Genomic DNA, 12,353 nt, shown 5'->3' with positions numbered 1-12,353 from the left:
GCGTGTGCGAAGGAGGTCAGCCGAGCGCGCGGCCGTCGAACAGCTGCCGGATCTGCGCGGAATATGCGTGGACGTTGTGCTCGGCGAGCGTGTCGACCTGGTGCAGGCAGCGGCGGGCCGCGGCCGCGTAGTCGTCGAGCCGCCCGTCGTGCGTCTGCGCGGCGGTCGCGATCGCACGCGCCGCATCGAAGATCTCGAAGTCCGGGTAGTAGTAGCCGACGTCGCGCAGGAACGGCGAGTTGTGCACGAGCGGGTAGTTGCCGTACAGCGCGTCATACAGCAGGTAGTTGAGGCCGTTTTCCCAGTGATGGGACACGACGATGTCGGTGTGGTGCGCGGCCCACGCGACGAACGGCGCGCGCACGTCGGCGGTTGCCTTGCCGTCGCGCACCATCTCGAGCCCGAGCGCGAGATGCTTGAAGGTGACGTTTTCCTTCTTGTCGAACGTGTTGGTCATGAACACGTGCTCGACGAGCTCCGGATGCTCGACGTAGCACGCGTTCGCGGCGAGCATCGGCACGATCGAGCTCTTCACGACATTCAGGTTCGGTTCGAAGAACGCGATGCGCTTCGCGGTGCCGTGGTTGCGATAGCCGAAGCGCGCTTTCAGTTCAGGATCGGCGTCGAGGCTGCGTTCGATGAAATACGGCGACCAGATGTGCGGCAGCTCGATCACCGGCGCGCGATAGACAGCCTGGAAATACGCCGCGCACGTGTGCATGTGCTGCGGGTTGGTCCAGATCTCGTCGAACTGCACGCGGTTCGGGTTCGGCCGCCACTGATTCTTCTCGAAGTTGATCGTCTCGACCGCGATCACGTAGTCGTTGCCGAAGCGGTACGACACGCACTTGCCGCCGCGCCGGCGCACGGCATCCGTGTGGGTCTGATCGATGAACGCATTCATCTCGATCAGCAGGTCGGTCTGGTGGACGACGGCCGACAGCGGCCGCAGCGCGTCGCCGAACGCGTCCATCATCAGCGCTTGCGGATAGTCGGTGATGCCGTCGTCGTGCGCGAGCCAGACCTCGCCGATCAGCGGCGACTGCTTCAGCAGCATGTACAGGAACACGCAGTGCTGGTTCGCGCCGTTGTACCAGATCGACTGCGTCGCGTCGCGCTGCACGTTCATCGTTATCGCGACATTGAGTTTCATCGGATGCTCCGTGGAGGCGCGGCGCGCGGTTTATTGCGCGAAATTCTGCGACTGGCGCGGCACGTAGCCCGTCAGGTGCCAGCGGCCGTCATCTTCGAGTCGGAAGCTCAGCTTCTCGTAGACGGTCGCGCCGCTCGTCAGCGTGGTCGTGTAGTCGACGTTCGCGTAAAGCCCGTCGGGCGTCGTCGCCGCATTCGTGTAGCGGATGCGCGTGATCTGCGCCCAGCCGCGACGGCTGACCGTGCCGACCGACTGGCGTGCATGCTGCATGTCGGCCGCGAACTGGTCCTGCTTGATGCGCGCCTTCACGAATGGGGCCGCGTCGGTCCATACCGCGCCGTACTGGCCGGCATCGAGCTGCTTGAACACCGCATCCGAGTCGCGGAGCAGCGCGTCGGCCGATTCGCCGGCGGATTGCGCGTGCGCGCCGATCGCGATCGTAGCGACGGCGCAGCCGATCAGCCATTTTGCTCGGGTGAGGGACGGGCGTGCGTTCATGTCGGAGTCCGGACGGGGCGGTGCGTCACGCGTCGCGATAGAGGGTGGCGATCGCGTCCGTATAGGCGGCGACGTTCTCGGGGTTGTAGATGCTGACGGAGCTGAGCACGTGCTTCGACTGCTCGCGGTACGCCTCGAGGTTCGCGTCGTGCTCGGTGAACGCCTTCAGCAGCGCGCGGCCGCCGGCCTGGCAGTCGAAGTCCGGATAGAAATACCCGGCCTTGCCGAGGAACGGCGAGTTGTGGATCAGCGGGTAGTCGCCGTACAGCAGCTCGTAGTACAGGTAGTTCTGCGCGTTTTCCCACGTGTGCGATACCACCGCATCGCCGTACGCGGCCATGAACTCGTACACCGCATAGCGGCTTTCGAACGTCGTGATCCCGTGGTTCACGATGTCGAGGCTCTTCGCGAAGTGGACGAACGTCGCATGTTCCTTCAGGTGCAGCGTGTTGCACACGCGCACGAACTCGAGGAAATCGGGCTTGGCCCGATACGCTTCCTCGGCCACCAGCATCGGGATGATGCTCGTTTTCACCATGCAGATGTTCGGCTCGAACATCGTCACGCGCCAGCGCGGCTTGCCGGGCTCATAGCCGAACGACAGCCCGGCGCCGAGCGTCGCGCGCGCCTTGTCGAACAGCATCGGGTGCCAGATGTGCGGGACGATCGTGACGGGCGCGCGCAGGCCCGTCTGGTAGTAGTGCAGGCACGAGCGCTCGAACTCGGGGATCGTCCACACGGCGTCGTACGGCGCGCCCGAGAACAGGAAGCCCGACGGCTTGTCGAACATCGCGCGTTCGATGTCGATCACGTAGTCGTTGCCGACCCGCATCGTGACGACCTTGCCGCCGCGCTCGCGGAACGCGCGCAGGTAGTCGGCGCCGAACTGGGCGCTCATTTCGATCAGTACGTCGCAGCGCTGCAGCGCTTCGTCCATCGACAGCAGCGGCACGTCCCATTCGCCGAGCATCATCTGCGGATCGGCGACCTGTTCGCCGCCGTTCACCATCACGGCTTCTGCGACGAGCGGCGACTGGCGCAGCAGCAGGATCAGCAGCAGGCAGTTCTGGAAGATGCCGTTTTCCCACAGCGACTGGCCGGCGCCGCGCACGAACAGCGACACGCCGACGACGAGACGCTTGCCCTCGCCGGGCGCTTGACGGGCATTGGAGTCCGACATGCGTATGCTCCGGTTCAGGCGACCAGACGCGAGACGAACGCGTCGAGGTTCGCGGGGTTGTCGATCGAGACCGACTGCAGCAGCCGGCCGGCCTTCGTGCGGTAGTCGTCGAGGCGTTCGTCGTGATGCAGCCACGCTTCGAGCAGCGCGCGGCCGCCCGCGGCGGAATCGAAGTCCGGGTAGTAGTAGCCGGCGTCGCCGATCAGCGTCGAGTTGTGGATCAGCGGGTAGCCGCCGTACAGCACGTCGTAATACAGGTAGTTCTGCCCGTTTTCCCAGTGATGCGACACGACCGCGTCCGCGTGGCGCGCCATGAAGCCCGGCAGGTCGAGGCGCGGCTCGAAGGTCGCCTTGTGCTGGCGCACGAGGTCGAGGCTGTTCGCGAAGTGCACGAAAGTCGGATGTTCCTTCATGTGCAGCGCATTCACGACGAACATGTGCTGAACCGCGTCCGGGCGCGCACGGTAGAACTCGTCGCACGCGAGCATCGGGTAGTGGCAGGACTTGGCGACCGAGATGTTCGGTTCGAGCATCGCGAGGCGCCATGGGCGGGCGCCGGGCTGATAGCCGAACGTCGCGCCTTCCGCGGCGAGCGCGGCGATGCGGCGCTCGAGGAAGTACGGAGACCAGATGTGCGGCATCAGGTGGACCGGCGCGCGCAGGATGGTCTGCAGCATCGGTGCGGCCGTCTTGTCGTATTGTGGCAGCAGCCACACTTCGTCGAACGGTGCGCCGTTGAAGATGTGCCCCGACGGTTTGCCGAAGATCGGGGTTTCGCACAGGCCGGCATACACGTGCCCGCAGAAGAACGCGGCGATTTTCTTGCCGAGCGCCTTCATGTGCCTGAGCCATTCCACCGGCAGCTGCGCGCCCATTTCGATCACGACGTCGAGTTCGTGCGTGACGTCGGAGGGCTTCACGAGCGGGATGTCGAGGCCGTCGAGTTCGAGGCCGGCCGGCAGCGCGCTGGCGTCGCCGCCGTTCAGGAAGTAGACGGGGCCGACACGATCCGAGCGCTTGAGCATCATCGCGAGGAACGCGATGTTCTGGTGTATGCCGTTTTCCCAGATCGCCTGGCCGTCGCGTGCAAACAGCGAGATGCCGACCGCCGGCCGTTGCTTGCGGGTGCCGCCCGAGGCGGCTTCATTGATGTCCGTCACCGGTTGGTTTCCTCTGCGGCGTCGTGCGTCCGGGCATCGCGTCGAGCGTCTGGCCTGGAAGCGGCGCGCCGTGGATTGTCATGGTTGCATGTGCGCCGGTGCGCCGCGGCGGGCGAATCGGGCGACCTGGTTCGCGAGGGCGGCAGCCGGTTTCCGGCGTGTCGTCGCGCACGCCTGGCACGGCGTGCGATTCGGGCTGGCTGCCCCGGCGACTGTCTGCGGCGATTGTGGCACGGAAACCACCGGTTTTGGCGGGACGTGACGAACTTTGACATAGCCGCCGGCCAACGGAAACGGGCGCCGGCGAAGCGGCGCCCGGGCGGTCCGGCGGCGGTCGGGTGCGGGGCCGGCGCGGCGCTGGCGGCCGGCCGGACCGGGGTGCCGCGCGCGGCGGCGGCCCGCTCAGTGCTGCAGGCGGATTTCGACGCGGCGGTTGCTGGCGCGGCCTTCCGGCGTCGCGTTGGACGCGACCGGATCCGCCTTGCCGCGACCGGTGACCGTCAGCGAGTCGGTCTTCAGGCCGTGCGCCTTCAGGTACGCCGCGACGGATTCGGCGCGGCGCTTCGACAGCGCGAGGTTGTAGTCGTCGCTGCCCACCGAATCCGTAAAGCCGGTGACGCTCACCTGCGAGTACGTGTGGTCGGCGCGCTCGCTCAGCAACCGGTCGAGCGATTCGCGCGCGGTCGGGGCGAGCGTCGCGTGGTCGGTCGCGAACAGCGCGTCGCCCGACAGGTTCACCTGTTCGACGACGGCAGCCGCCGGCGCGCCGGCCGACGCCGCTTCGGCCGGCGCCGCGCCGCACTGGAACACGAGTGTCGCGGGATCGGATTTGTCCCGCAGCGCGCGGGCCGAGTCGACGGCGCGCACCGGCTCTTCGCCGCAAATCTTGCGGGCGGCCTTCATGCAGGTCTGCGGGCCTGACAGCAGGCCGTGGCAGTCCACCTGGAAGGTCCGCACGCCGTCGCGCGGCTGCAGTTCGGAGGCGCTGAAGGTCGGGCCGGATGCGGTCGAGCACGCGGCGAGGGCCGTTGCGGAAAGTGCGAGCGCAAGAGCGAGTTTGTTCACGGTTACATCCTCAATGCTTGGGTTGACTGAAGCCCGCCACGGGTGGCGCGGCGGGCTCGTCCGGCCGTCGGGGCCGCCGCGGGCCGTCCGGCTGGCGAGCCGGGTGGCCTGGCGGCGCGACGCGTTACTTCCACTGGTACAGCATGCCGGCGCCGATCACCTTCTGGCCGCCGCTGAAGCCGCCGTTGATCGACGCCTTCAGGTTCTCCGTGATGCGAGCCTGCATGTTGACCGCCATCGCCTTCTGGCCGAGGAAGGTCGACGTACCCACGCCCATCCCGAAGTTGGCATCGCGATCGAGCTGCGGGATCGATGCCATCGCGCCGACGGCCGCGATACCCTGCTTCGCCATCTGGTCGGTCTGCTGCAGTTGCGAACCCAGCGAGTTGATCTGCGCCTGCTGGCCCGACAGTGCCGTCGACAGCGTCGTCTGCACCTGCGTCAGCTGGTTCACGTTCACCGCGTCGGTGCCTTGCGTACCCGGCGCGACGTTCGTGATCTGGCGCTGCTGCTGGTCGCTGCCGACCGACACCACGTTCGAGCGGCCGCCGTCGTTGGAGCCCGCGCCGATCGCCACCGAGTTCGAACCGGCGGTGACGGTCGGGACGTCGGTGCCCTTGCCGTTCATGTCGGCCGCGATGCCGTTGTTGTTCACCGAACGCGTCGTGTTGTTGTTGATCGTCGTCGACAGCGAGTTCAACGTGTTGTTGATGTTGTTCACGCCGGTCGACAGCGAGGCCACGTTGCTGTTCGTCGTGCTCAGGCCGGTGGACAGCGAGCCGATGCCGGTCGAGGTCGACGTCGACAGCGAGTTGACGTTGCTGTTCGTCGTGCTCAGGCCGGTCGACAGCGAGTTGATCGCGGTCGAGGTCGACGTGGACAGCGAGGCCACGTTGCTGTTCGTCGCGCTCAGGCCGGTGGACAGCGAGTTGATGCCCGTCGACAGCGACGCGACGTTCGACGCGGTCGACGTCGACAGCGTGTTGATCGCGTTGTTCGTCGCGTTGAGCTGGCTGCCGTTGATCGCGTCCGTGCTGCTGGCCGAGATCCGGCCTGCGGCGACGTTCGTGATCTGGCGTTCCTGGCCCGGTGCGCCGACGCTCACCACGCCGACCGGCGAGCCGCCTGCGAAGGGGTACGTGACGCCGCCGATCGTGGCGCTCGACGTCGGGTTCGCGGCGCTCGTGACCGAGTTCGCGCCGAGTGCGATCGAGTTGGCGACGTTGGCCTGTGCGTTCGTGCCGAAGGCGAGTGCGTCGGCGGCGGTTGCCTTCGCTGCCGAGCCGTACGCTTGTGCGCCGGTGGCGCTTGCCGTGGCCTGGTTGCCGAGCGCGATCGTGTTGTCCGCGGTGGCCTGGTTCGAGCTGCCGAGTGCGAGCGCGCTCGCGCCATTGGCCGTGTTCGCGTTGCCGAGCGCCACTGCGCCGTTGCCGGTCGCCGTGTCGTTCGCGCCCATCGCCACCGCGCCGGTACCCGTTGCGATGCTCGGGTCGCCGATCGCGACCGCGCCGTCGCCGGTTGCCGTGTTGCCGGAGCCGATCGACACGGCCTTGCCGCCCGTTGCCGATGCGTTCTGGCCGATCGCGACCGCGCCTGCCGTCTGCGCGTTCGAGCCGTCGCCGACCGCGACGCTGCTGGTGCCGGCCGCGCTGGCGTTCACGCCGGCTGCGAGGGCGTTGGTGCCCGTTGCGCCCGTGTTGTCGTAGTTGGCTTGCTGCACGCCGTTGTCGTTGACGCTGTAGTAGTGCGTCTTCGCGGCGTTGATCGCGGTCGAAGTCGAGGTCGACAGCGAGGTGATCGAGCTATTCGCCGAGGACAGGCCGGTCGAGGTCGAAGTCGACAGCGAGGTTACCGAACTATTCGTCGAGCTGAGGCCCGTGGAAAGCGAACCGATCGAGCTGTTGGCTGACGAGAGGCCGGTCGAGGTGGAAGTCGACAGCGAGGTGATCGAGCTGTTCGCCGACGAAAGGCCCGTCGAAGTCGACGTCGACAGCGACGTCACCGAACTATTCGTCGAGCTGAGGCCGGTCGACAGCGAGCCGATCGAGCTGGTGGCTGACGAGAGGCCGGTCGAGGTGGAGGTCGACAGCGAGGTGACCGAGCTGTTCGTCGAGCTCAGGCCGGTCGACAACGAGCCGATCGAGCTGGTAGCCGACGAAAGACCGGTCGACGTGGAAGTTGACAGCGAGGTGACCGAGCTATTCGTCGACGACAGGCCCGTCGAGGTCGAGGTCGACAGCGAATCGATCGAGCTGTTGGCCGACGAGAGGCCCGTCGACGTGGAAGTCGACAGCGACGTGATCGAGCTGTTGGCCGAGGACAGACCGGTCGACGTGGAAGTCGACAGCGACGTGATCGAGCTATTCGCCGAAGACAGGCCGGTCGACGTGGAAGTCGACAACGACGTGATCGAGCTGTTGGCCGAGGACAGACCGGTCGAGGTCGAGGTTGAGAGCGAATCGATCGAGCTGTTGGCCGACGAGAGGCCGGTCGAAGTCGAGGTCGACAGCGAGGTGATCGAGCTATTCGCCGAGGACAGGCCGGTCGAGGTCGAAGTCGACAGCGAGGTTACCGAACTATTCGTCGAGCTGAGGCCCGTGGACAGCGAACCGATCGAGCTGTTAGCCGAAGACAGACCGGTCGAGGTCGAAGTCGACAACGACGTCACCGAACTATTCGTCGAGCTGAGGCCCGTGGAAAGCGAACCGATCGAGCTGTTAGCCGAAGACAGACCGGTCGAGGTCGAAGTCGACAACGACGTCACCGAACTGTTCGTCGAGCTGAGGCCCGTGGACAGCGAACCGATCGAGCTGTTTGCCGACGAGATACCGGTCGACGTCGAGGTCGACAGCGAGGTGATCGAGCTGTTCGCCGACGACAGACCGGTCGAGGTCGAAGTCGACAACGACGTCACCGAACTATTCGTCGAGCTGAGGCCCGTGGAAAGCGAACCGATCGAGCTGTTAGCCGACGACAGGCCGGTCGAAGTCGAGGTGGACAACGAGGTGATCGAGCTATTCGCCGACGAAAGGCCCGTCGAAGTCGAAGTCGACAGCGAGGTTACCGAACTATTTGTCGAGCTGAGGCCCGTGGAAAGCGAACCGATCGAGCTGTTTGCCGACGACAGGCCGGTCGAAGTCGAGGTGGACAACGACGTGATCGAGCTATTCGCCGAGGAAAGGCCGGTCGACGTCGACGTGGACAGCGACGTGATCGAGCTATTCGCCGAAGACAGGCCGGTCGACGTGGAGGTCGACAACGACGTCACCGAACTGTTCGTCGAGCTGAGGCCCGTGGAAAGCGAACCGATCGAGCTGTTCGCCGACGAGAGGCCGGTCGAAGTCGAGGTGGACAACGAGGTAATCGAGCTATTCGCCGACGACAGGCCAGTCGAGGTCGAAGTCGACAGCGACGTCACCGAACTATTCGTCGAGCTGAGGCCTGTGGAAAGCGAACCGATCGAGCTGTTAGCCGAAGACAGACCGGTCGAAGTCGAGGTGGACAACGAGGTGATCGAGCTGTTTGCCGACGAGAGACCGGTCGAAGTCGAGGTCGACAGCGACGTGATGGAGCTATTCGCCGAAGACAGGCCGGTCGACGTGGAGGTCGACAACGACGTGATCGAGCTGTTAGCCGAGGACAGGCCCGTCGACGTGGAAGTCGAGAGCGAGGTGATCGAGCTGTTGGCCGACGACAGACCCGTCGACGTGGAAGTCGACAGCGAGGTTACCGAACTATTCGTCGAGCTAAGGCCCGTGGACAGCGAACCGATCGAGCTGTTGGCTGACGAGAGGCCGGTCGAGGTGGAAGTCGACAACGACGTGATCGAGCTGTTTGCCGACGACAGACCCGTCGACGTGGAGGTCGACAGCGAAGTGATCGAGCTGTTAGCCGAGGACAGGCCAGTCGACGTGGAAGTCGAGAGTGACGTGATCGAGCTGTTAGCCGACGAGAGGCCGGTCGACGTGGAGGTCGACAGCGAGGTGATCGAGCTATTCGCCGACGACAAGCCGGTCGAGGTCGAAGTCGACAACGACGTCACCGAACTATTCGTCGAGCTGAGGCCCGTGGAAAGCGAACCGATCGAGCTGTTAGCCGAGGATAGGCCAGTCGAAGTGGAGGTCGAGAGCGACGTGATCGAGCTGTTAGCCGACGAGAGGCCGGTCGACGTGGAGGTCGACAGCGACGTGATCGAGCTGTTAGCCGACGACAGACCCGTCGACGTGGAAGTCGACAGCGAAGTCACTGAACTGTTAGTCGTGCTCAAGCCCGTCGACAGCGACGAAATGGCGCTGGTCGCGGTGTTGACCTGTTGGGCGACCGAATAGAGTTGGCTGCCGTTGATCGCGTCGGTACTGGTCGACGTTACCTGGCCAGCGGCGACGTTGGTGATTTGGCGCTCGTTGTTGAGGCTACCGACGCTAACGGTGCCGACCGGCGTGGTGCCTGCGAATCCGCCGAACGTGACGCCGCCGACGGTCGCGCTGCTCGTGGCAGTGGCCGTGCCGGTCTGCGAATTTGCGCCGAGCGCCACGGAGTTGCTGTTGCCGGCGGAGGCGCCGTTGCCGATGGCAATGGCATTCTTGGCGCTGGCGACGGCGCTGGTGCCGATGGCGACAGCGTCGGTGCCGGTCGCGGTGCTGTCGGCGCCGGTCGAGTTCGCGTGGAAGTACTTGATGCCCTGGCTGTTGATGTTGTTGATCGCCGAGCCGACGCTGTTGGCGGTCGACGTCGTGCCATTCGCGTTATAGGTCGTGTACGCCGGCGCGGAAACGGTCCCGGTCGTCGGGTCGTACGTGGACCCGCCGCCGAGTGCCGACGCCGTGCTGGTACCAAGGTTGTTGGTCTTGGTCGTAATCGTGCTCAGGCCGGTCGACGTGGAGGTCGACAGCGATGTGACCGAGCTATTGGTCGAGCTCAGGCCGGTCGACAACGATCCGATCGAGCTGGTAGCCGACGACAGGCCGGTCGACGTGGAAGTCGACAGCGAGGTGACCGAGCTGTTGGTGGAGCTCAGGCCAGTCGACAGCGATCCGATCGAGCTGGTAGCCGACGACAGACCCGTCGACGTCGACGTGGACAGCGAAGTGACCGAGCTATTGGTCGAGCTCAGGCCCGTCGACAGCGAGCCGATCGAGCTGGTAGCCGACGACAGACCGGTCGACGTGGAAGTCGACAGCGAGGTGACCGAGCTGTTGGTGGAGCTCAGGCCTGTCGACAGCGAGCCGATCGAGCTGGTAGCCGACGACAGACCGGTCGACGTAGAAGTCGACAGCGAGGTGACCGAGCTGTTGGTCGAGCTCAGGCCGGTCGACAGCGATCCGATCGAGCTGGTAGCCGACGACAGACCCGTCGACGTCGACGTGGACAGCGAGGTGACCGAGCTGTTGGTGGAGCTCAGGCCGGTCGAGAGCGAGCCAATCGAGCTGGTGGCCGACGACAGACCCGTCGACGTGGAAGTCGACAACGACGTAACCGAGCTATTGGTCGACGAGAGACCGGTCGACAGCGAGCCGATCGAGCTGGTGGCCGACGACAGACCCGTCGACGTGGAAGTCGACAGCGAAGTGACCGAGCTGTTCGTCGACGAGAGACCGGTCGAGAGCGAGCCGATCGAGCTGGTAGCCGACGAAAGACCCGTCGACGTGGAAGTCGACAGCGACGTGATCGAGCTGTTCGCCGACGACAAACCGGTCGAAGCCGACGTCGACAGGCTCGTGATGCTCGACGTCGTCGTGCTCGCGACCGAGTAGAGCTGGCTGCCGTTGATCGCGTCGGTGCTGGTCGCCGTGACGAGGCCGGCGGCGACGTTCTGGATGCGGCGCTCGTTGCCCGCCTGCCCGACGCTAACCACGCCGCCTGCCGCGCCCGCGCCCGCGAAGTTGCCGAACGTCTGGCCACCGATCGTGGCGTTGCTGACGGTGGTGGTGCCGCCGGACGTCGTTGTTGCCGCGCTGGTCGTCAGGGAGTTGTAGCCGAGGGCGACCGATTTGGCGACGCTTGCCGTCGAATTCGAACCGATTGCCGTCCCGTAGGTACCGGACGCCACGGCTGCGGCGCCTACGGCGACCGCACCGGCGGCGCCGCTGGCCGTCGAGCCGTTGCCGAGTGCGAGCGCGTCCGTGCCGCTCGCGATCGAGGTGGCGGCGAAGCTGCCGGAGTTGCCGAGCGAGATCGCGCCGGTGCCGGTTGCTGTCGACGAATTGCCGACGGCGATCGAGCCGTTGGTGCCAGTTGCCACCGCCGAACTGCCGAGCGCCACGGAGCTATTGGTTGCCGTGCTGGTGTTACCGAGTGCAACCGAGCCCGTACCGCTTGCCGAGTTGCCGTTACCGATGGCAACCGCGCCGTCGCCACTGACCGTCTGCGAACGACCGATCGCCACGGCACCGCCGGTCGCGGAACCGCTGTTGGCCGTCGTGCCCGACGAGCCGATTGCGACGTTCTGGCCCGTCGCGCCGGAGATGACGCCGTCACCTTGTGCGATGCCATACGCCCCATTGACGGTCGCGCCGCGGCCGAGTGCGATACCCGACGTGGCGGTCGATGCGACGGACGACTGTCCGCCGATCGCGATGCCGTCCGAGGCGGCCGACTGCGCGCCCTTCGTTGCGTTGCTGCCGATTGCGATCGAGCCCGCGCCCGACGCGAGCGTCGAGTTTGCCTGCGAGAGCGGCGTCGTGCCGTTGCCGCCCGCGCCGCCGATCGCGACCGAGTTCAGCGCGCTCGCCGTCGAGCCGAAGCCGAGTGCGGTTGCACCGGCGCCGCTGGCAGTGGTTTCGAGGCCGGCCGCGACGCCCCACAAGCCGGCCGACGACTGCATCCCGGTGGCGACGGCGCCGTTGCCGGTCGCCTGTGCGAATGAGCCATATACCGTGACACCGGTCCAGCCGTTGCCGTTGGAGTTACACCCGACCACGACCGAATACGTACCGGAGCCGTCGCCGGCCTGGTTTTGCGTGCCGCCCGGGTTCACGCGGCCGACCGCGCCGTTGCTGCCCGTAAAGCAGGTCTGCTGTGTGTTGAGCGTATTGGCCTCGGCGAGCCCCGGCAGGCTGATCGCCAGCGCTGCGACAGCAGCGACCACGACAGCCGACTTGTTCGGCTTGCCCCGTGCCGAATCGTGTTCCGATGCCGCGACCCAGGCGCCAAGTGCTTCGTTCCAGATCGAGCGGTATGTGCGGTTCATGTCCTGCTACCTCCAAATATGCACGCCACACACCGGTCTCTTTCGTTAGAGGAATACTCCGTGCGCTCGCGCGAATCTCAAAATTGATGGGCGGAGTTTATTGGAGTA

The 12,353-nt window shown here is 65.9% G+C and carries 6 protein-coding genes; all 6 read right to left on the bottom strand.

What is annotated here, in order from left to right; genetic code table 11:
• Positions 1-16 precede the first annotated feature (16 nt).
• The gene (locus CFB50_RS30930; RefSeq protein WP_089448303.1) at positions 17-1,153 is read right to left on the bottom strand and encodes a DUF2827 family protein; all 1,137 of its coding nucleotides are present in this window, start codon (positions 1,151-1,153) and stop codon (positions 17-19) included.
• 30 nt (positions 1,154-1,183) lie between these two features.
• Positions 1,184-1,651 carry a DUF4019 domain-containing protein gene (locus CFB50_RS30925; RefSeq protein ID WP_089448302.1) on the bottom strand — a complete coding sequence of 156 codons (468 nt, stop codon included), beginning with the start codon at positions 1,649-1,651 and terminating at the stop codon, positions 1,184-1,186.
• A 25-nt stretch (positions 1,652-1,676) separates the two neighbouring features.
• Positions 1,677-2,831, bottom strand: a complete 1,155-nt coding sequence (locus CFB50_RS30920; protein WP_089448301.1) for a DUF2827 domain-containing protein — start codon at positions 2,829-2,831, stop codon at positions 1,677-1,679.
• 14 nt (positions 2,832-2,845) lie between these two features.
• On the bottom strand, positions 2,846-3,991 hold the full coding sequence (locus CFB50_RS30915) for a DUF2827 domain-containing protein (RefSeq protein WP_089448300.1): 1,146 nt from the start codon (positions 3,989-3,991) through the stop codon (positions 2,846-2,848).
• 402 nt (positions 3,992-4,393) lie between these two features.
• Positions 4,394-5,056, bottom strand: coding sequence for an OmpA family protein (locus CFB50_RS30910; RefSeq protein WP_089448299.1), 663 nt, complete (start codon positions 5,054-5,056; stop codon positions 4,394-4,396).
• 124 nt (positions 5,057-5,180) lie between these two features.
• Positions 5,181-12,245 (bottom strand): ESPR-type extended signal peptide-containing protein, encoded by a 7,065-nt coding sequence (locus tag CFB50_RS39120; protein ID WP_144020723.1) that lies wholly within the window; start codon positions 12,243-12,245, stop codon positions 5,181-5,183.
• Between the last annotated feature and the right edge of the window lie 108 nt (positions 12,246-12,353).

The sequence above is a fragment of the Burkholderia sp. AU33423 genome (assembly GCF_002223135.1).
Taxonomy (GTDB): domain Bacteria; phylum Pseudomonadota; class Gammaproteobacteria; order Burkholderiales; family Burkholderiaceae; genus Burkholderia; species Burkholderia lata_D.
The sequence above is the reverse complement of the archived record's forward strand: the minus strand, read 5'-3'. Positions and strand labels throughout refer to the sequence as shown.

What these genes read in the sequence shown, in the direction of transcription:
- CFB50_RS30925 (WP_089448302.1), bottom strand. Translation starts at nt 1,651, where the DNA reads ATGAACGCACGCCCGTCCCTCACCCGAGCAAAATGGCTGATCGGCTGC.
- CFB50_RS30920 (WP_089448301.1), bottom strand. Translation starts at nt 2,831, where the DNA reads ATGTCGGACTCCAATGCCCGTCAAGCGCCCGGCGAGGGCAAGCGTCTC.
- CFB50_RS39120 (WP_144020723.1), bottom strand. Translation starts at nt 12,245, where the DNA reads ATGAACCGCACATACCGCTCGATCTGGAACGAAGCACTTGGCGCCTGG.
- CFB50_RS30930 (WP_089448303.1), bottom strand. Translation starts at nt 1,153, where the DNA reads ATGAAACTCAATGTCGCGATAACGATGAACGTGCAGCGCGACGCGACG.